17 protein-coding genes are annotated in these 19,149 nt (G+C 68.3%); 8 read left to right on the forward strand and 9 right to left on the reverse strand.

Annotated features, from left to right (window positions below):
- Positions 1-130 precede the first annotated feature (130 nt).
- The 3 genes from PI86_RS00940 (at position 131) to PI86_RS00950 (ending at position 4,451) form a co-directional block, all read left to right on the forward strand.
- A complete protein-coding gene (locus tag PI86_RS00940; RefSeq protein WP_039317753.1) occupies positions 131-1,705 on the forward strand; it encodes a DUF3138 family protein in 1,575 nt (524 codons plus the stop codon).
- A 112-nt stretch (positions 1,706-1,817) separates the two neighbouring features.
- Complete coding sequence (locus PI86_RS00945) at positions 1,818-3,122, forward strand: NAD(P)/FAD-dependent oxidoreductase (protein WP_039318195.1); 1,305 nt, start codon at positions 1,818-1,820, stop codon at positions 3,120-3,122.
- Between the two features lie 27 nt (positions 3,123-3,149).
- Positions 3,150-4,451 carry an NAD(P)/FAD-dependent oxidoreductase gene (locus PI86_RS00950; RefSeq protein WP_039317755.1) on the forward strand — a complete coding sequence of 434 codons (1,302 nt, stop codon included), beginning with the start codon at positions 3,150-3,152 and terminating at the stop codon, positions 4,449-4,451.
- A 143-nt stretch (positions 4,452-4,594) separates the two neighbouring features.
- Here the strand turns inward: PI86_RS00950 and PI86_RS00955 are convergent, their stop codons facing one another.
- From PI86_RS00955 to PI86_RS00995, 9 genes are all read right to left on the reverse strand, one after another.
- A complete protein-coding gene (locus tag PI86_RS00955) occupies positions 4,595-5,269 on the reverse strand; it encodes a DUF799 domain-containing protein (protein ID WP_039317759.1) in 675 nt (224 codons plus the stop codon).
- Positions 5,270-5,279: 10 nt separating this feature from the next.
- Entirely contained in the window at positions 5,280-5,711 is a 432-nt protein-coding gene (locus PI86_RS00960; RefSeq protein ID WP_039317762.1) for a DUF4810 domain-containing protein, read from the reverse strand.
- Between the two features lie 56 nt (positions 5,712-5,767).
- Positions 5,768-6,439, reverse strand: coding sequence for a CsgG/HfaB family protein (locus tag PI86_RS00965; protein WP_200885173.1), 672 nt, complete (start codon positions 6,437-6,439; stop codon positions 5,768-5,770).
- Between the two features lie 625 nt (positions 6,440-7,064).
- Positions 7,065-8,420, reverse strand: a complete 1,356-nt coding sequence (gene gor / locus PI86_RS00970; RefSeq protein ID WP_039317767.1) for a glutathione-disulfide reductase — start codon at positions 8,418-8,420, stop codon at positions 7,065-7,067.
- Between the two features lie 244 nt (positions 8,421-8,664).
- On the reverse strand, positions 8,665-8,889 hold the full coding sequence (locus tag PI86_RS00975; protein ID WP_039318199.1) for a hypothetical protein: 225 nt from the start codon (positions 8,887-8,889) through the stop codon (positions 8,665-8,667).
- A 376-nt stretch (positions 8,890-9,265) separates the two neighbouring features.
- On the reverse strand, positions 9,266-10,387 hold the full coding sequence (locus PI86_RS00980) for a porin (RefSeq protein ID WP_039317770.1): 1,122 nt from the start codon (positions 10,385-10,387) through the stop codon (positions 9,266-9,268).
- 484 nt (positions 10,388-10,871) lie between these two features.
- Complete coding sequence (locus PI86_RS00985; RefSeq protein WP_039317773.1) at positions 10,872-11,639, reverse strand: YoaK family protein; 768 nt, start codon at positions 11,637-11,639, stop codon at positions 10,872-10,874.
- Positions 11,640-11,903: 264 nt separating this feature from the next.
- Positions 11,904-12,431 (reverse strand): chromate transporter, encoded by a 528-nt coding sequence (locus PI86_RS00990; protein ID WP_039317776.1) that lies wholly within the window; start codon positions 12,429-12,431, stop codon positions 11,904-11,906.
- Positions 12,428-13,042, reverse strand: coding sequence for a chromate transporter (locus tag PI86_RS00995; protein WP_039317779.1), 615 nt, complete (start codon positions 13,040-13,042; stop codon positions 12,428-12,430). Before PI86_RS00995 ends, PI86_RS00990 begins: the two co-directional genes overlap by 4 nt.
- 95 nt (positions 13,043-13,137) lie before the next feature.
- Here PI86_RS00995 and PI86_RS01000 point away from each other — a divergent pair, with 95 nt between their 5' ends.
- The 5 genes from PI86_RS01000 to PI86_RS15785 all read left to right on the forward strand — a co-directional run bounded on the left by PI86_RS01000 (position 13,138) and on the right by PI86_RS15785 (position 19,094).
- Positions 13,138-14,022: a transcriptional regulator GcvA gene (locus PI86_RS01000; protein ID WP_039317782.1), complete on the forward strand. Its 885-nt coding sequence runs from the start codon at positions 13,138-13,140 to the stop codon at positions 14,020-14,022.
- An 897-nt stretch (positions 14,023-14,919) separates the two neighbouring features.
- Entirely contained in the window at positions 14,920-15,426 is a 507-nt protein-coding gene (locus PI86_RS01005; protein WP_014895811.1) for a Csu type fimbrial protein, read from the forward strand.
- A 95-nt stretch (positions 15,427-15,521) separates the two neighbouring features.
- Positions 15,522-16,274, forward strand: coding sequence for a fimbrial biogenesis chaperone (locus PI86_RS01010; protein ID WP_039317787.1), 753 nt, complete (start codon positions 15,522-15,524; stop codon positions 16,272-16,274).
- A 25-nt stretch (positions 16,275-16,299) separates the two neighbouring features.
- A complete protein-coding gene (locus PI86_RS01015; protein ID WP_152608015.1) occupies positions 16,300-18,594 on the forward strand; it encodes a fimbria/pilus outer membrane usher protein in 2,295 nt (764 codons plus the stop codon).
- Complete coding sequence (locus PI86_RS15785) at positions 18,591-19,094, forward strand: Csu type fimbrial protein (protein WP_039317789.1); 504 nt, start codon at positions 18,591-18,593, stop codon at positions 19,092-19,094. The genes PI86_RS01015 and PI86_RS15785 overlap by 4 nt, the downstream gene beginning before the upstream one ends.
- Positions 19,095-19,149: the final 55 nt, after the last annotated feature.

The following is a 19,149-nucleotide window of genomic DNA, read 5'->3' on the forward strand; positions in this document are numbered from 1 at the left end:
ACATGAAGGCGGCGTTCGCGGCGGCCTGAATCCCCTCTTCCCCATCCCTCGATAACAAGACCCGCGCGCCGCACGATGCGGCGCGCAAACCGATCGCACATTGACAGGCACACGACAAGGAGAATCCGCAATGAAGAAGAAACTGATCTGCCTGCTGGTGGCCGGCGCGCTGCCGGGCATCGCGCTGGCCGACTCGACTTCCGCCGAGATCAAGGCGCTGCAGGCGCAGGTCGCCGCGCTGCAGAAGCAGATGAAGGCCATGCAGGCACAGCTCGCCGCGAAGCCCGGCGGCGCGCCGGTGGTCCAGGCCGGCGCGACGGCCGCGACCAAGCCGGTCATCGTGGCCGCCGATCCGTCCTCGCCGGATTACGGCCGTGCCCAGGCCGCGCTGACCAACGACGAAGTCAGCGAAATGAAGCAGCAGATCGCGAACCAGCAGCTGAAGGTCGACTCGCTGACGGACGCGGCCAACACCGGGCCGCTCGCGGGCCTGTCGGTGACGGGCTACATCGACCCGACCTACATCTACAACCGCGCGCCCGGCACGTCGTCGTTCCTGTTCGCGAACCACGAGAACGCGTACAACTATTTCAACAGCACGTTCGGTGACCTCTACCTCGACATCAAGAAGACCTTCGGCGTCGGGCCGATGGCACCGTCGGCCGAGATCACGCTGATGCCGAACCGCGGCAACGGCATCACGCTGCTGCAGAACTCGCGCGGCTCGATCACCGACAACCTGCTGAACACCGCGGTCGTCAACGTGCCGATCACCGCCGAGACCACGCTCGTTGCCGGCCTGATCCCGAGCTTCGGCGGCTACGAGGTGCAGCAGTCGAACCAGATGCTCACGCTCACGCACAACCTGCTGTACGACTTCTCCGATCCGGGCAGCTACGTCGGCGCGGGCGCGAACTACACGAAGGGCAACTGGGCGTGGAAGTTCTTCGTCGGCAACGAGCAGTACCGCACCTACGGTTCGGTCACGACGACGGGCACCAACGCACTCGGCGATCCGATCACGACCAGCAACAAGGTGCCGACCTTCACCGCACGTGCGGACTACACGTGGTCCAGCGCACTCGACATCGGCGGCTCGGTCAACATCGGGCGGCAGACGCTGGCGAGCGCGATCGACTCGAACGGCAACGTGCACTACGGCCCGGGCGGCGCCGCGCCGAATGCGTACGGCGCGTTCTTCTTCGGCGAAGTCGATGCGACCTACACGCTCGCGGACATCCAGTACAACGCCGAGGTCGACTACGGCCAGCAGCAGCATGCGGCGTACAACGGCGGGCTGGCGCAGTGGTACGGCCTGTCGCTGCTCGCACACCGCAAGTTCAACGCGCCGGTGGTCGGCCGCATGGGCGTGACGCTGCGCTACGATGCGCTCGTGAACAGCAAGAACGGCGGCGGCGGCGGCGGCATCGCGCTGAACGGCAACGGGATGGATCCGTCCAACGGTTTCGGCGTCGATGCGGACTGCCTCGCGACGTCGAAGGCGAACGGCGGCCTCGGTTTCGACTGCAAGGGTGCGATCCGTCAGGACGTCGCGCTCGACCTGCTGTTCTATCCGACCCAGCAGATCACCGTGAAGGTCGAATACCGGCACGACTGGGCGAACAACAAGGTGTTCCTGCGCAACGACGGTTCGTACGGCAAGTCCAACGACCTGCTCGCGACGCAGTTCATCTATTCGTTCTGATGCTGGCCGCGCGGGACGCCGTGCCGCAAGCATGGCGTCCCGCGCCGTTTCACCCGGCCGGATGGCGGTGCAGCGCGCACCGGCGCCGGCCGTCTTCGACGGAGTCGGTTTGATGACGCAGTCTTTCACCCAGCGCGCCGATGCGCTCGCGCGCGACTCGTACTACGAAGCAACCGCCACGCGCCCCGAGGTCGACGACCCTGTGCTCGACGATGCGATCGACGTCGACGTGTGCGTGATCGGCGCGGGCTTCGCGGGCCTGTCGACGGCGCTCGACTGCCGCGCACGCGGGCTGTCGGTCGCCGTGATCGACGCGCACCGCCCCGGCTGGGGCGCGTCGGGCCGCAACGGCGGCCAGGCGATCACGGGCTTCGCGAAGGACGAGGTGATCGAGCGGCAGCTCGGCGCCGGCGGCGCGCGCGCCGCGTGGTCGCTGTCGCTCGACGGCGTCGCGCTGATCGCCGAGCGGATCGCACGCTACGGGATCGACTGCGACTTCACGCGCGGCTACCTGACGGTCGCGACGAAGCCGCGCCGCATCGACGACCTGCACGCGTGGATGGATGCCGCGACGTCGCGCTGGGGTCATCCGTCGCTGGCGTGGCTCGATACCGGCGAGATTCGCGCGCGGATCGCATCGTCCCGTTATCTGGCAGGCGTCTACGATCCGCTGTCGGGCCACCTGCATCCGCTCAAGTATTGCCTCGGCCTCGCCGAGGCCGCGCGCCGCGAAGGCGTCGCGCTCCATGCGCATACCCCCGCGCTCGACGTCGTGCGCGGCGCACGGCCGGTCGTGCGCACGCCGTCGGGCGAAGTGCGCTGCCGCTTCGTCGTGTCGTGCTGCAACGCGGGCCCCGGCGGCATCCTGCCCGCCGCGACCGCCGCGCGCATCGCGCCGATCGCGTCGTACATCATCGCGACCGAACCGCTCGGCCGCGCGCGCGCCGACGCGCTGATCGCGCAGCGCGAAGCCGTGTGCGACAACAACTTCTTCCTCGACTACTTCCGGCTGTCGGCCGACCACCGGATGCTGTTCGGCGGCCGCGCGAACTCGGCCGGCGCCTCGCCCGACACGCTCGCCGAAACGATCCGGCAGCGCATGGTCGGCGTGTTCCCGCAACTCGCCGACGTGCGTGTCGACCACGCGTGGGGCGGCTTCGTCGACGTCACGCGCAACCGCGCGCCGGACTTCGGCGCGCTCGATCCGAACTTCTTCTACGTCCAGGGCTTCAGCGGGCACGGCGTCGCGCTGACCGGGATCGCCGGGCGCACGATCGCCGCCGCGATCGCGGGCGACACGCGCGCATTCGACCTGTTCGCACGGCTGCGCCACCGGCGCTTTCCCGGCGGCGACGCATGGCGGCAGCCGGCGCTCGAACTCGGGATGCTGTACCACCGCGTGCGCGAGCTGTTCTGAGCCCCTCCTTTCTCCGTTCTACTGACCATGCAGACATTCGCCAACCAGCCGCATGTCGCGTCGTACTACGCAGCGACCGCCAACGATACGACCCGCCACGCGCCGCTCGCCGGCACGACCGACGCCGACGTGTGCGTGATCGGTGCGGGCCTCACGGGCCTGTCCGCCGCGCTCAACCTCGCCGAGCGTGGCCATTCGGTGACCGTGCTCGAGGCGTCGCGGGTCGGATGGGCGGCGAGCGGGCGCAACGGCGGCCAGTTGATCGGCGGCTTTGCGTGCGACATCGATACGTTCGGCAACTTCATGCCCGAAGGCGACGTGAAGCGGATCTGGGACATGGGGCTCGAGACGCTGTCGCTCGTGAAGTCGCGGATCGCACGGCACGACATCGACTGCGCGCTGGTGCCCGGCTACCTGACCGCCGCGAACACCGAGCGCGATGCCGATTCGCTCAAGCGCTGGCGCGACGAGGCCGCGAAGCGCTTCGGCTACGACCGTTTCCACTTCGTCGAAGCCGACGAACTCGGCGACTACGTGCAGTCGGCGCGCTATTGCGGCGGCCTGTACGACCCGGACAGCGGCCACCTGCATCCGCTCAACTACACGCTCGGCCTCGCGCGTGCGGCGACCGACGCGGGCGTGCGCATCCACGAGGACAGCTGCGTGACCCGCGTGCGCGACGTCTCGGGCGGCCACGTCGTCGAAACCGGCCAGGGACAGGTGCGGGCACGCTTCGTCGTGCTCGCATGCAACACCTACGTCGGCACGCTCGCGCCCGCGCTGTCGAAGAAGATCATGCCGGTCGGCACCTACGTGATCGCGACCGAGCCGCTCGGCGAAGCGCGCGCCGCCGCGCTGATGCCCGCGCGCGCGGCGATCTGCGACAGCCGCTTCGTGCTCGATTATTTCCGGCCGGCGCCCGACACGCGGCTCGTGTGGGGCGGCAAGGTCAGCTATTCGACGCGGCAGCCGCGCGATCTCGCGGCGGCAATGCGTGCGGACATGCTGAAGACGTTCCCGCAGCTCGCGGACGTGAAGGTCGACTATGCATGGGGCGGCTTCGTCGACATCACGATGAACCGCGCGCCGCACTTCGGCCGTGTCGCGCCGACGATGTACTTCGCGCAGGGATTCTCGGGGCACGGCGTGAACACGACCGCGCTCGCGGGCAAGCTGATCGCCGAGGCGATCGACGGACAGGCGAGCCGCTTCGACCTGTTCGACAGGATCCGCCATCGCGACTTCCCGGGCGGCGCGACGCTGCGCACGCCGGCGCTGGTGCTCGCGATGAGCTGGTACCGGATGCTCGACGCGTTCGGCGTGCACTGAGCGGTAGCACGCCGCGCACGACGCATGCCGGCGCCCGCGATGCAAAACGGCCGCGCACGCGCGGCCGTTGCATCGATTGTCGCGGCGGCGGCACGACAGGCTGGCGACCTTGCCCGCCCGACACGCCGCCGCCTCCGCATCGGTCAGTCGGTCCCGTACTTCGGCGACCGCGGCCCGTACAGCAGCCCGTTCGGCGGTCCCGCAGACAACAGCCTGCTGCTGGTCAACCCGGCCACGTCGTGCGCCTCGTCGGTCAGCGAATGCGCGACCTGCTTGACGGCCGCCTGCACCAGCATCCCGACGACCCCGAATGCATTGACGCTCATGTTGTTGCCGACTTCCTTGCCGGTCGCACGACCCTCGCCCTGCCACAGCACGTCGCCGCTCTTCAGGTCGACGAGCTTCGCCGACGCCGCGACCACCGTCGTGCTGTCCACCACCTGGTAGACGGAGCCGTATTGCGTGATCTTCGAGTAGAGCGCTGCATCCGCGCCGAAGATCTCGCGCAGCTTCGCCGGCGACGTGCCCTGGATCTCGGCCGCGTTCGCGAGGCCGTTCTGCTTGAACGTCTCGTCCATCACCGCGACGGGCACCACGTAGTAGCCCGACTCGGCCAGCGGCTGCGTCATCTGCGACAGCACCCCGTAGGTCGCGCCGACATCGGTCGTCTCGTTGACCGGCGGCAGCACGAGGATCGAGCGCGGCTGGCTCTTCTTGAAGGCCGTGTAGTCGGGCCGTTTGACGGGCTGCGCGCATGCGCTCAGCAGCGCGACGATCGACAGCACGGACAGCAGCTTGAATGAAAGTGTCTTGATCATGGCACGCACGTCACTGTTTGACAGGAATCGGATCGGCATTCTTCTGGCCGGCGATCGTCTGGCCGGCGGCCGACGGATTCGTGGCCTTCGTGTCGCCACGTTTCTTCTTCATCAGGAAATCCATGTACGACGCGGATTCCGGAAAGAGCGCCTTCTCGGCCTGGAATTCCTGCCCGGCCTGCTGTTCGTTGCCGACGCTCGCATAGAGCATCCCCAGATGCGCATGGAAGCCGGGCGGCGGCTTGTTGCCCTTCGCGCGGACTTCCTGCAGCGCCTTCTCGAGCGCGTCGATCTGCTGCTGCGGCGAGCTCTGCCCCTTGAAGTATTCGTACACCTGCGGCTGATAGCCGTTCCACTGATAGAGCGGCGGCGTGGTCGGCGCCGCGCAGCCCGCGAGCAGCACTGCAACTGCCGTCGCCGGCAGCCAGATTCCCCGTTTCATGGTCTTGTCTCTTCTGGTTGAAGGATGATTCGTCGCGCACGTGTCGCGCACGGCACTTACTGCGGCACCTTCAGCGTGCCGGCGTCGACCTGGTCGACGAGATGGTTCACGGCTTCCTGGATCGCGAGGTCCAGCACCTTGCCGTTAAGCGTCGAGTCGTAGCCGGCCGTCCCGCCGAAACCGATCACTTCGCGGTTCGACAGGCTGAACTCGCCCGCGCCCTGGCTCGACGCGACGACTTCCGACGTCGTCGTGTCGACGATGTTGAGGCTGACCTTCGCATACGCGACCTGCGTCTTGCCGCGGCCGAGAATGCCGAACAGCTGGTGATCGCCGACGTCCTTGCGGCCGAACTCGGTCACGTCGCCGGTCACGACGTAGTTCGCGCCCTTCACGGCCTGCGCCTTCTTCATGAAGCCGGCTTCCTGCTTGATCTCGTCGAGGTTCTCGCGATCGAGCACGTTGAAGCGGCGGCTCTGCTGCAGGCGCGTGACGAGGATCGTCTTCGCCTGTCCGCCGAGGCGGTCGATGCCGTCCGAGAAAATGCCGCGCATGTAGCTCGAACGGTTGTCGAACTTGCCGACCGCGATCGCGACGGGCTTGCCCGCGTACGGCTTCTGCGCGCTGCTCACGGCCGGCACGTCGAGCGTGCGCGACGATTCGGTCGCGCAGCCGGACAGCGCCGCGACGAGCGCCGCCGCCACGAGAACGGTGCGTCGTGTCTGAATGTTCACTGCTGGTCTCCTTGCGTGAAAAGATGGCCCGGAACGGGCGCGCCGGCTCGCTGACGAACCGGCGGTCGATGCGGTGATGCAAACGGCGGGAGCGCGCGTGGACGCGCGCGAATTCATCGCCGGAGAGGCGATGGCGGCATTCGACGGGAAAGCGCGCACAACGGACGTGTTGCGGCAGGACGCGCACGAGCGGCGCAATGATCGACAGCCCGGCGTGTGCCGGTTATGTCGTCATCGTGGTTACCGCGCTGTTGATCGCGCATGATCGGCCCCGTGTATGAATATGATTTTGGGCGATCATATCAAGCCTGATTATCGAGACGGCATGAATTGAGAAGAATTAACGATTTTAACAATCCCCGTCAAATCAACGATTAGCCACATGCAAACGGAGAATGAGCGGGAATGGACAGCGCACCCGCTGCTTTAACGACCAATCGATCGCCTATCTGAAAATAGCGGCACATATTGCGGGTACGGCCGGTTCGCATTGCCGATATTCCGGGAATAAGCGGTGAAAACCGCGCGGCATTTCGGAGCCGAAAACCGGAGCGCCGGGCGGGGCCGCATGCGATACGCCGAAACACACGCCGGCTGCAAGCCGGCGTGCCGGTTCCCGCTAGTCCGCCACCTTCTGCCGCATCGTCACGAATTCCTCGGCCGCGGTCGGGTGGATGCCGATCGTGTCGTCGAACTGCGCCTTCGTCGCGCCCGCGCGAATCGCGATCGCGATGCCCTGGATGATCTCGCCCGCATCGCGGCCGACCATGTGCGCGCCGATCACGCGCTGGCTGTCGCGCGCGACGACGAGCTTCATCATCGTGCGCTCGTCGCGGCCCGACAGCGTGTGGCGCAATGCCTTGAAGGACGTGCGGTAGATGTCGAGGTCGGCGTGCACGCGACGCGCATCGGCCTCGGTCAGGCCGACCGTCGCGACCTCGGGCTGGCTGAACACGGCCGACGGCACCCATTCATGATCGGCCGCGACGCGCGACCCGCCGAACAGCGTCCGCGCAAGCAGCCCGCCGTCGCGTGTCGCCACCGGCGTGAGCTGCGGCCGCGACGTGACGTCGCCGATCGCATGGATCGAAGGCACCGACGTCGCCGAATACGCATCGACGGCGATCGCGCCGCGTGCGTCGCGCATGACGCCCGCCTGTTCGAGCCCGAGCCCGTCCACGTTCGGCACGCGGCCGGTCGCATAGAGCACCGCGTCGTACGGCCCGTGCCGCGCATCGCCGACACGCACGGACAGCGTGCCGTCGTCCGCGCGCTCGATCGACTCGACCACCGCGCGCGCGTGGATCGTGACGCCCTGCTTCGTCATCTCGTCGGTCAGGAATTGCCGCACGTCGTCGTCGAAGCCGCGCAGGATCTTCTCGCCGCGATAGAACAGGTCGACGTGGCTGCCGAAGCCGTTGAAGATGCCCGCGAACTCGACCGCGATATAACCGCCGCCGACCACCGCGATGCGCTTGGGGCACGTCCCGAGCGACAACGCCTCGCGCGACGTGATCGCATGCTCGATGCCGGGACGGTGCGGCAGCGCCGGCCGCGAGCCGGTCGCGATCGCGATGTGGCGCGCGCGGATCGTGCGGTCGCCGATCGCGACCGTATGCGCGTCGACCAGCGTCGCGCGCCCCGCGTGCATGTCGACGCCCGATTGCCGCAGCAGGTTGATGTAGATGTCGCTGAGCCGGTTGATCTCGCGATCCTTCGCGGCGATCAGCGCGGACCAGTCGAGCGTGCCGGCGCCGAAGCGCCAGCCGAAGCCCTGCGCGTCCTCGAGCTCGTGCGGATAGTGCGATGCGTAGACGAGCAGCTTCTTCGGGATGCAGCCGCGCAGCACGCAGGTGCCGCCGATCTGCTCCTGTTCCGCTATGCCGACGCGTGCACCGTATGACGCCGACATCCGGGCGAGCCTCACGCCGCCGGAGCCGGCCCCGATGACGAACAGGTCGTAGTCGAAATCCATCGCAAGCCCTCATCGCAGTTCGGATGACGGCACGATAGCAAGATTCCGGAATTCGTGCGGGACGTGGCGCCGCAGCACACGCGCCCCATAAAAAACGGCGAGAGACGTCGCCTCTCGCCGGTCAAACCAGCTGCCGGGTGTGCCATGCGTCACCGATCGACCACATGCCCGGCCTGCCGGCCGCGCGGCACCGGTCCGCCCGGGCGCGCGAACGGCGCACCCGCGGCGGGACCAGCCGCCATGCTCAGGCCTGCGACGTGTCGCTGCCGTCCGTCGCCTGCGTGTCGTCAGCCTGCTGCGGCTGCTCGTCCTTCTTCTCGAGCATGCCTTCGATCGCCTCGGCGCCCTTGAAGCCGGCGACGGCTGCCGCCGCCTTGGTCAGCAGGCCCGCATCCGGATCGACCTTCTCGGCCGCCTCGACGGCTGCCACTGCGCCAGCGATTTCACCCACGGTGTTCAGGATACCCATCGTCATCCCCTTTCAAGAAAATCGTGAGCGCATCGTCCCACGAAAAAAAACCGGCAGACCGTGTCTGTCATCACCGGATACACAAGTTACGCACCAGGCCGGCCGTGCACGACGCGCACTCCGGAACGACGCCCGCGCGTGTCCATTGCGGCACACGGCGGACCATGCACGCAGCGTAGCGGAAACACCGGGCGCGCACTGTCAAAGTATGTTCTGTCATGCCGACGGAACCCTTACGGTCGGGCCTTTCCTGATGGAGCGATCGCTGAATAGTCGGCCGCGCGCATGAAGGTCGCGTGACGAAAAAAAAGAGGCTCCCGCGGGAGCCTCTTCGATGTGTGCCGAGCCAAGGCCGGCGCACGCGTGCCGACGTTCGTCAGAAGATATTGCGCAGGCCGATCGCGATGCCGGTCTGGTTGCTGCGACCCGGCAGCTCGACGTTCGCCGCGCCGTTCGTCTTGTTGAAGTCGACGGTGCCGTAAACTTCCGTGCGCTTGCTGAGCGCGTATTCGGCGATGCCGACGATCGCGTAGCGGTTGCCGCTCGCGAGCGTGCCGTTGGTGGTCATCGCGTTGCGCATGTGGTCGTAGTAGAACGCGCCCGTCAGCGTCAGCGGCGTGCTGACCTGCCAGCTCACGCCCGCGAACGGACCGTCGTCGATCCGGCCGGTACCCTTCGCGACCGGAATCGACTGCTGCGCGAGCAGGCTGTCGACGAAACCGGTGTCGTCCTTCGAGCGCAGGTAGCCCGCGTAGACCTTCGCCTTGCTGAACGCGTACACGACGTTCGCGTGGTAGATGGTCTGCTTGCGTGCGGAGTTGTCGCTGTTCTGCTGCGCGCCGGCCGCGATGCTGAGCGGCCCCATCACGTACGACAGCGACACGCCCCAGGCATTGCCCTTGCCGAGCGAGCCCGGGATCTGGCCCGAGAAGCCGCCCGCGCCGGTCGATTCGTAGTTGGTGCCCGTCGAGTACATCGCCTTCGCGGTCAGGCCCGCGAACTTGCCGGTGTACTTGATCTGGTTGTCCGCATACAGGCCGCCACCCAGCGCGACCGGCAGCCACGCGTTTTCGAGGTAGTTGCCGACCGTCAGCGGATCGTAGGTGTCCGACAGCAGGTCGAACAGCGGGGTCTTCTGGCGGCCGAGGGTCACCGTGCCGTACGGGCTCTGCAGGCCGACGTACGCTGCGCGGTTGAACAGGCGGCCGCTGTCGGCGAATGCGCCGTTCTGCAGGTTCACGCCGCTTTCGAGGTTGAACAGGGCCTTCAGGCCGCCGCCAAGGTCTTCCGTGCCGTAGATGCCGAAGCGGCTGTTGGTGATCGCGCCGTTGGTCATCGACACCAGGCCGTCGTTCTTGGCGTTCGCGTTGGTCAGGTACCGGACGCTGACGTCGGCGACGCCCCACAGCGTGACCGAGCTTTGTGCTGCTGCGTACTGGCTGGCGAAGGCCAGGGCCGCGCCCCCTGCGATGGCTGCGAGTCGGATGGTCTGCTTCATGAGCTTTCCTGTTTGTAGGTGTCTCCATTCATGGCCGGCCGCGTGCGCAACCGGGTGGCGATCGCGAACGTTCTTGGCGCGCGCGATGTGGGCTGAATCATAAGACCAGTGCGCGCCCTGAAAGAAATTGAAATGCGTGGTCACGCGCGATTGTCGCCCGGGAACAACGTTTCCCGCGCCAGGCTTGCCTCTCGCGGCGCCGACCCGGGGCGAATCGAGCGCCGAAAGCGGGTCGGTGCTGTAAGGATCGGGCGGATGTGGGCGACGCGGTTCGTCGCGCGGCGGGCGGAGGTGGCACGGTCCACGGAGGGTCGGCAGTGGCGCCGATCGACGGTATCGGATGCGGCCGGGGCAACCGGTTTGCATTCGGGTGTAACTGCGGGTCGGTGACGGTATGAATCGGTCAATCCGTCACGCGGTAATTCGGTCACGCGCTGGTGGGCAAGCCGCGCGGCGGCGGCCGGCCCTCGGCCCTCTGCACGCGTCAGGCGGCCGGCCTCGGCGTCCCGCCGTCGGGAGTGCTGGCGTTGCTGCCATTGCTACCGACGTCGCCCGCCCTGCCGCCGCCGTCACGGTCATCGCCCGCACGCCGCCACGCCCGCCGCACGATCTCCGCGAACGCACCGGCGAGCAGCAGCACGGCGCCCCACAGCGCAAGGTCCGGCACGAGCCGCGTCACGAGGCCGCCGACCACCGCGCCGGCCAGGAAGCAGAAGCTGATCGTCGCGAGCAGTGCCGAGTCGTGCAGCGCGCCCGCGTCGTAGCGCGGAATCAGCCCGATGAACAGCTTCTGCGCGGCGCGCCGCAGGTTGCCGGTCGTCATCACCGACGTGTAGGACAGCGCCTCGAGATGGGTGAACGACAGCGTCTGCAGCGTCGCGACGAACGAGATGCCCGGGATCAGCCACGCGCTCGACGCGCCGACGAGCCCGCTCGCGGCGATGCCGAGAAACGCGATCTCGACGATCAGGCTCGCGAACGCCGTGTGGCGCATCCAGCCGCGTTGCGCGGCGAGACCGAGCAGGTGCGCGACGAACACCGCGACCACGAAGCCGCCGAGCGGCGGCACGTGATGCAGCGCGGCCGCCCATTCGCCCGCCGACAGGTTGATGCCGAGCAGCGCGACGTTGCCCGTCATCGTGTTCGCGAACACGTGGCCGTGGCCGACATACGTGTAGGCGTCGAGGTAGCCGCCGGACAGCGTCAGCAGTGCGGCGACAGTGAGGTTGCGGCTGGCGCCGTCGAGATCCATCGCTCCTCCCGTGTGGCGCGTCGCCCGGCTGCACGCGGCAGGCGGCGCCAGGTTCATCGGTGCCGGCGGGCGCAGGACGCCGCGGCTTCGGCGCGGCCCTGGCGCAGGCTCGCGGGCCGCGCCAATATCATGCTCGGCGTCGGGCGAGCATCCGGTCGCACGGTGCCGGCACGCACCACCGTCGCGGATGGCCGCGCCGAAAGACCGGCCGAGTATACCGGCCACCTCGCCGGCCACCTCGCCGGCCACTTCACTGCCCCCGGTTCACTGGCCGATGCCGGTGAGCCCGATCAGCGCGCCGGCCGCGAGCAGCCACAGCGGGTGGATGCGGGTACGCCACGCAAGCACCGCGCACGCGGCGGTGATACCCCACTGGATCGCGGTGCGATTCGATGCCGCCGAAATCAGCACCGCGCTGGCCGCGACCAGCCCGGCCGTGACCGGCATCAGCCCCTGCTGCACGTAGCGGCGCCACGGCCGGTCACGAAAGCGCTCCCACGCATGCAGCGCCAGCACGGTGACAACCGACGACGGCCCGAATTTCGCGATCGACGCGACCAGCAGCCCCGCCCAGCCCGCCACATGCCAGCCGACCAGCGACACGATCATCATGTTCGGCCCCGGTGCCGCCTGCGCGAGCGCGAACAGTGCGGTGAACTCGTGCGCGCTCATCCAGTGATGCACGTCGACCACCTGCCGCTGCATCTCCGGCAGGATCGTGTTGCCGCCGCCGAACGCGAGCAGCGACAGCTGGCTGAAGATCGTCGCGATTGCGATCAGCGTGTCGTTCATGACCGGCCTCCGTCGCGCGCGCTGGTGCGCTGCGCTGCCGGCGTATCGCGGCGCCGCGACGCGAGCCAGATGCTGACGGGCGTCAGCACCAGCATCGTCGTCAGCAGCGGCAGGCGCAGCACCGCAATCGCGACGAACGCGAGCGCCGCGACGCCGGCCGCCGCGCGCGGCGCGTGCCGCAGCGGCTTCACGACCTTCACCGCCATCGCGACGAGCAGGCCCGCGGCCGCGGCGGCGAGCCCGCCGAACAGGTGCTGCACGCGCGGATCGCCCTGCGTCTTCGCATACAGCACGCCGAGCGCGACGACGACCAGCGTCGGCCCGGCGATCAGCCCGAGAATGCCGGCGAATGCGCCCGCGACGCCGCGAAAGCGCATGCCGACGGCGACCGACAGGTTGATCACGTTGCCGCCCGGCAGGAACTGACACAGCCCGAGCAGATCGGTGAATTCTTCGGCGGACAGCCATTTGCGCTCGTCGACGATGGTGCGCCGCGCAAACGGCAGCGCGCCGCCGAACGACATCAGGCCGAGCGACAGGAAGCCGGTGAACAGCTCGGCGAGGCCGACCCGGCGTGCGGACGCGGCGGGCGGCGGAGAAACGGATTGCATGGGGGTCCTCACAAACGATGCCCCGAGGTTACCGCCGTTCAGGAGGCCGGCAAAACGATTTTATCGACGCGTCCTTGTGATCTAGAATCACAAGCATGGCACGTGATCTCCCGCCCTTCTCCGCGCTTCGGGCCTTTGAAGCGGCGGCACGACATGAAAGCTTCAGCGCTGCCGGCGACGAGCTGCATGTGACTCACGGTGCCATCAGCCGGCAGATCGCCGGGTTCGAGGCATGGCTCGGCAAGCCGGTGTTCCACCGCTACGGCAAGCGCGTGAAGCTCACCGACGAAGGCCGCCGCTATCTGGACACCGTGCGCGCCGCGTTCGACAGCATCGCGCTCGCCACCGAGCAGCTGCGCAACACCGGTGCCGCGCGCGTGCTGCGCATCAATGCGCTGCCGACCTTCGCGATGAAATGGCTGCTGCCGCGCCTGTCGCGATTCCAGCGTGACGTGCCGAACGTCGAGCTGAAGCTGTCGACTTCGAATGCGCCGCTCGACACGCTCGACGGCTTCGACGTCGCGATCCGCCGCGGCCCCGGCCACTGGCCGAACTGCACGAGCGGCCACTTCCTCGACGAAAGCGTGATCCCCGTCTGCAGCCCCGCGCTGCTCAAGCGCGCGCCGATTACCCGCGCGGACGATCTCGTGCGGCACGTGCTGCTGCATTCGGATACGCGGCCGGAAGGCTGGCGCGACTGGTTCGCGGCGGCCGGCGTGACGATGAAGGGGCGCAAGCGGCAGTCGTTCGACCACTTCTACCTGGCGCTGCAGGCGGCCGTCGACGGGCTGGGTGTCGCGCTCGGCCCGCTGCCGCTGATCGACGACGAACTCGCGAGCGGCCGGCTGGTGATGCCGCTCGACGGACCGCGCATCGCGACGCGCAGCTACTGGTGGATCGCGCCCGGCGCGCCGGCCGACGATCCGCTCGTCGCGCAGTTCTGCGCATGGCTGCAGGGGCAGTCGAATACCAACGCATGACGCGACACGCACCCGGCACGAGATCGAAACGGCAGCGACACGCCGCCTCCCGCCCCGCACGCGTTGCACGGATGAAACCGATCCGCACGCGCCGCGTGCGTTTCCCCAGCAGAATCGCCATCGCGCGGCACCGCAATTCCCCCGTCATTCCCGTCATTGCGCACCAGGCTTGATGCGCCGCCGACCGGCCCCGCCACCCGCGTTTCACGCCTGAAACATTTTCGCGTCCGCAACGTCGCACAACCGCCATGTCGTACCCGCTCAGCCCCTGTCCACGCCGCAGTCCGCGCGCTGGCCCGCTGCTTGCTGATGCTGCCGTGCAGACAACAACGACTGCACGGGCGAGCGGCTCGATGCAGGCACACACACACTCAATAAGCGGGTCGGGGAAATCATGTCGAAACTCATATCGGCCGTCATACGGCTGCTGTCCAGCCTCACTCCTCCTGTTACGCATCGGCTGATGCCGGCGGCGCGACTTCGCCCCGTCGACGCCCGGTGCGCCCATTCGATCCGCGCCGTCACCCGACGTCACGACGCCCCGATTCGATAGGCGAATCCCGGAAAGCTGCCTGCCTGGCGCGTGCGCGCCACGACAATCCGTGCCGTTCGCACGGCCATTGCCGCCGGCGCTCGCCTGCGCGCAGACCCGCGCGCGGGCGGCGACGGCCGCGATAGAAGTCGTACGCCCGCGGCGGCGCAGCCAGGGTGCTCGTGCCCGAGCACCGCGCCGGTCCGACTCTGCATACCGACACAAAGGAGGTGCCCGCCCAGCAAGCGATCCGACTCCGACGCACCCGGAAGACCCATCGCGCATCCGGACGATCGAGACCCCGTCCCGAATGACCCTCTCGTCACACCGGCTGCACATTCCAGCTTTCAAGGGAGAAATGCATCATGAAGCAATCCTTACTGACCAAGGCGGCGCTTGCCGCATCGCTTGCTTGCGTGACCGTCGCGGTATCGGCCGGACAAGCCAGCACGACGTTCGGCGTGTCCGCCACGGTCAACGCAACCTGCCTGATCGACTCGGCGGGCGCACTGACCTTCCCGGCCTATACGCCGGGCACCGGCGATCAGACCGCGCAGTCGGCGGTCACGGTCCGCTGCACGAATGGCACGAATTTCAACATTGGCCTGAATGCGGGCACCACGTCCGGCGCCACCGTGACCAACCGCATCATGACGAGCGGCTCGAATCAGCTCAACTACTCGCTGTACCAGGATTCGAACCGTACGGTCGTCTGGGGCAACACGCCGCCGACCGACACCGTCAACGGCACGGGTGCGGGCATGGCGATGGCCCAGGCGATCACCAAGACGGTCTACGGCAAGGTGCCCGATCAGCCCAATGCGGTGCCGGGCAGCTACGCCGACACGGTGACGGTCACCGTGACGTTTTAGTGCCGAGCGGAGGGCTCGCCGCATCCCGCCTGCGCGCCCTCCCGACCCGCGGCCGCCGCGCGTGCCGACGCGAATCTCCTGAAGGTGGATCTGTCATGAAACCGAACGTGTGCAAACTCGCGACCTGGATCGCGGCCGTGACGCTCGCCGCCGCATGCGCCGACAGCCAGGCGACCGACTTCACCGTGTCTCCCGTTCGCGTCGAGCTCTCCGCCGCGCAACGGAGCGTCGCGCTCATGGTCAGGAACGAGTCGTCCGACCAGCCCGTGATCGTTCAGCTGCGCACCGCTGCGTGGTCGCAGAACGCGGGGGATGACGTCTACGCGTCCACCGGCGACCTGATTGCCGCCCCGCCCATCTTCACGATCGCGCCCGGCGGTTCGCAAGTCGTGCGCATCGGCCTGCGGCACCCGCCGGCCGCTGATCGGGAAACCGGCTACCGGCTCTATCTGCAAGAGATTCCGCCCGCGCCGAAGCCGGGCTTCGCCGGCGTGCAGATCGCGCTGGAAATGAGCCTGCCGATCTTCGTCAAGCCGGCCACCGACACCGCCCCGCGACTGCACTGGAGCGCGGAGCCGCGACCGGGCGGTGCCGGCATGCTCGCACTGCGCGTCACCAACGACGGCACCGCGCATGCGCAGGTCGCGAACCTCGCGCTGTTCGCGCCGGGCAACGACCGCCCCGTCGCCACGCATGCGGAATTCGCGTACGTCCTGCCGGGCCAGTCGCGGGAACTGATGTTCAAACCCGGCGCCGGAGCCTCGCCGGCCGTAGTTTCCGGGTTGCATCTGGTCGGCTACTCCGATGCGGGCGACATCGATTCGACGGTCGCGCCGAGCGCGCGCTAACGCGGCGCTTCTGATCGCGATCCTCATGAACGCGCAGATGACACTCGCGGAAGAACGCCTCGTCGCGGTACCGGCTGCGCCTGCGTCGCATGGCGCAGCGGGCGGCCCGGCCGAGCTGCTGTATCAAGTCGACATCAACCGACAGGGGCTCGATGAAACCGCGCTGCTGATCAAGGCGGCCGACGGCGAATTCTACGTGTCGGCCGACGACCTGAAACGCTGGCGGCTCCGGCAGCCGGACGTCCCGCCGCTGGCCGGGAGCGACGCGCCGTTCTATCCGCTCAAAGCAATCGCGGGACTCACGTACACCGTCGACGAGCCAAGCCTGACGATGGCGATCAGCGCCCCCGCACAAGCGTTCACCCGCTCGACCTTCGACGAGACCGACAGGCACCGCGCGCCCGCGGTCGAACCGGGCATCGGCGGCTTCTTCAACTACGACCTGCTCGCGGAGCAGGCGGGTGGCCAGACGCACGGCTCGGGCCTGTTCGAGCTCGGCTTCTTCAACCGCTTCGGCGTCGGCGTCGGCACGTTCCTCGCGGACGAATCGGGCCCGACCCGGCGGCTGACGCGCCTCGAAACCACCTGGACGACCGATCTCCCCGGCAAGCTCGCCAGCCTGCGCATCGGCGACGCGATCAGCCGCCCCGGCATGTGGGGCCGCGCGATCCGCTTCGGCGGCATTCAGTACGCGACCAATTTCGCGACGCAGCCCGGGCTCGTGACAATTCCGCTGCAGGGCGTGAGCGGTCAGGCCGTGCTGCCGTCGACCGTCGACGTCTACGTCAACAACGCGCTGACTTCGTCGCGCGACGTCGCGCCCGGCCCGTTCGCGATCAACAACGTGCCGGTGGTGACCGGCCAGGGCGACGTGCGGGTGGTGGTGCGCGACGTCATGGGCCGCGAGCAGGTGATCACCCAATCGTTCTATGCAAGCGCCAATCTCCTCAAGCAAGGCATGCAGGACTTCTCGTATGAGGTCGGCAAGGAGCGGCGGGATTTCGGCCTGGCGAGCAACGACTACGGGCGATGGTTCGCCAGCGCGACGCACCGGATCGGCATGACCGACCGGTTCACCGGCGAGATCCACGCCGAAGCCGAAGCGTCCCGGCAGAACCTCGGCGTCGGCGGCGTGGTGCTGGCCGGGCCGCTCGGCGTCGTCAACGCGTCCGCCGCCGCGAGCCGCAGCGCCGACGGCCCGGGCGCGCTCGCGACGATCGGCATCGAAAGCCAGTCCGGCCTCGTCGAGTTCGGCGCGCACGCGCAATGGGCCACGCCGCATTTCGCGCAGGTCGGACTCGAGCCGGGCACGCTCGCGCCGAAGCTGCTGACGAGCGTCAACGTCGGCGTCGGGATGGGCCGCTTCGGCTCGCTCGGGCTCGCGCATGTGTTCCTCGACAATCGCGGCGGCTACAAGACCCAGTTGCTGTCGCTCAGCTACAGCGCCCAGCTCGGCCGCTTCGGCTTCGCCAACGTCAGCGTCAGCAAGCCGCTGGGCGGCACGGGCGCGACGCTCGTCGGCGTTGCGTGGACGATACCGGTCGACAACCGCACGAGCGCGTCCGTCACGCTGACGCACCAGCAGGGTGCCACCGAAATGCTCGCGCAACTGCAGCGCAGCCTGCCGGTCGGCGAAGGATTCGGCTATTCGCTGCAGGCAGGCAACGACACACAGGATGCGAGTGCGACGCTGCAAACGCGCACCGGCACCTACAGCGTCGAGGCGGCGTCCTATCGCGGCCGGGCCGGCGTACGCGCCAACGCGGCGGGCGGCATCGCTTTCGTCGACGGCACGGCACGCCTGTCACGGCAACTCACGGACAGCTTCGCGCTCGTCAAGGTACCGGGCTTCGCCAACGTCGGCATCCTCGCGGACAACCAGCTCGTCGCACACACCGACGCCAGCGGCGTCGCGCTGCTGCCGCGGCTGCGCGCGTACGAAAGCAACCCGATCTCGATCGAGCAGGCCGACCTGCCGTTCGACGCGACGATCGGCACGCTGAAGCTCGACGCGGTGCCCTACTTCCGCAGCGGCATGGCGCTCGAGTTTCCGATTACGCGTTCGCGCGGCGCGATGCTGACGCTCGATCTCGAGAACGGCGCGCATCTGCCGGCCGGCGCGACCGTCACGATCGCAGGGCGGAACGAAACATTTCCGGTCGGCCGCGACGGCGTCGTCTACGTCACCGGACTGTCGGAGCAAAACCGTCTGCATGCGACGTGGCGCGACCGACAGTGCGACGTGACCGTGCGCTTTCCCGCCGGCGACGACCCGCTGCCGGACCTGGGCACCCATCTTTGCAAGGGAGTCACACCATGAGACATCGCAAGCATGGCGGGCGGCCGGTCCGGCTCGCGCGCTTCGGCGCCGCCGCGGCGCTCGCGGCCGGTGCGGCCGCGCTGGTCGCACTGCCCGTGCGCGCGGCGACGACGTGCACGATGAATGCGCCGTCGTCGATGGTGTTCGGCACGTACGACACGATCAACGCCGCCACCTCGGCCGTCACGATCTCGATCAACTGCACCGGCAGCGGCAACGCCACGCCGACGGTCACGGCGAGCGCGGGCGGCGGCACCTTCGCGAACCGCCTGATGACGCGCACCGGCGCGACCCAGACGCTCGGCTACAACCTGTATCTCGACAGCGCACACACGTCGATCTGGGGTGACGGCACGAGCGGCACGTCGGCGATTTCGTGGGGCAAGATCACCGGCGCCGGGGCCTTCAGCGCGACCGTGTACGGGCTGATCCGCGGCGGCCAGAACGTCGTGCCGGGCGGATACGCGGACCACAACATCACGATCCTGTTCAACTACTAGATGCGGTGGCGGCGCAGGCCTGGCGCGTACCGCCACCGGTCGCCATCACGGACTC

It is taken from the genome of Burkholderia sp. A9 (assembly GCF_000801975.1).

Coding starts and splice junctions, on each gene's coding strand:
- PI86_RS00975 (WP_039318199.1), bottom strand. CDS start 8,889: ATGGGTATCCTGAACACCGTGGGTGAAATCGCTGGCGCAGTGGCAGCC.
- PI86_RS00990 (WP_039317776.1), bottom strand. CDS start 12,431: ATGAACGACACGCTGATCGCAATCGCGACGATCTTCAGCCAGCTGTCG.
- gor (WP_039317767.1), bottom strand. CDS start 8,420: ATGGATTTCGACTACGACCTGTTCGTCATCGGGGCCGGCTCCGGCGGC.
- PI86_RS00960 (WP_039317762.1), bottom strand. CDS start 5,711: ATGAAACGGGGAATCTGGCTGCCGGCGACGGCAGTTGCAGTGCTGCTC.
- PI86_RS00980 (WP_039317770.1), bottom strand. CDS start 10,387: ATGAAGCAGACCATCCGACTCGCAGCCATCGCAGGGGGCGCGGCCCTG.
- PI86_RS00945 (WP_039318195.1), top strand. CDS start 1,818: ATGACGCAGTCTTTCACCCAGCGCGCCGATGCGCTCGCGCGCGACTCG.
- PI86_RS00940 (WP_039317753.1), top strand. CDS start 131: ATGAAGAAGAAACTGATCTGCCTGCTGGTGGCCGGCGCGCTGCCGGGC.
- PI86_RS00955 (WP_039317759.1), bottom strand. CDS start 5,269: ATGATCAAGACACTTTCATTCAAGCTGCTGTCCGTGCTGTCGATCGTC.
- PI86_RS01005 (WP_014895811.1), top strand. CDS start 14,920: ATGAAGCAATCCTTACTGACCAAGGCGGCGCTTGCCGCATCGCTTGCT.
- PI86_RS00950 (WP_039317755.1), top strand. CDS start 3,150: ATGCAGACATTCGCCAACCAGCCGCATGTCGCGTCGTACTACGCAGCG.
- PI86_RS01010 (WP_039317787.1), top strand. CDS start 15,522: ATGAAACCGAACGTGTGCAAACTCGCGACCTGGATCGCGGCCGTGACG.
- PI86_RS01000 (WP_039317782.1), top strand. CDS start 13,138: ATGGCACGTGATCTCCCGCCCTTCTCCGCGCTTCGGGCCTTTGAAGCG.
- PI86_RS00995 (WP_039317779.1), bottom strand. CDS start 13,042: ATGCAATCCGTTTCTCCGCCGCCCGCCGCGTCCGCACGCCGGGTCGGC.
- PI86_RS01015 (WP_152608015.1), top strand. CDS start 16,300: ATGAACGCGCAGATGACACTCGCGGAAGAACGCCTCGTCGCGGTACCG.
- PI86_RS00985 (WP_039317773.1), bottom strand. CDS start 11,639: ATGGATCTCGACGGCGCCAGCCGCAACCTCACTGTCGCCGCACTGCTG.
- PI86_RS15785 (WP_039317789.1), top strand. CDS start 18,591: ATGAGACATCGCAAGCATGGCGGGCGGCCGGTCCGGCTCGCGCGCTTC.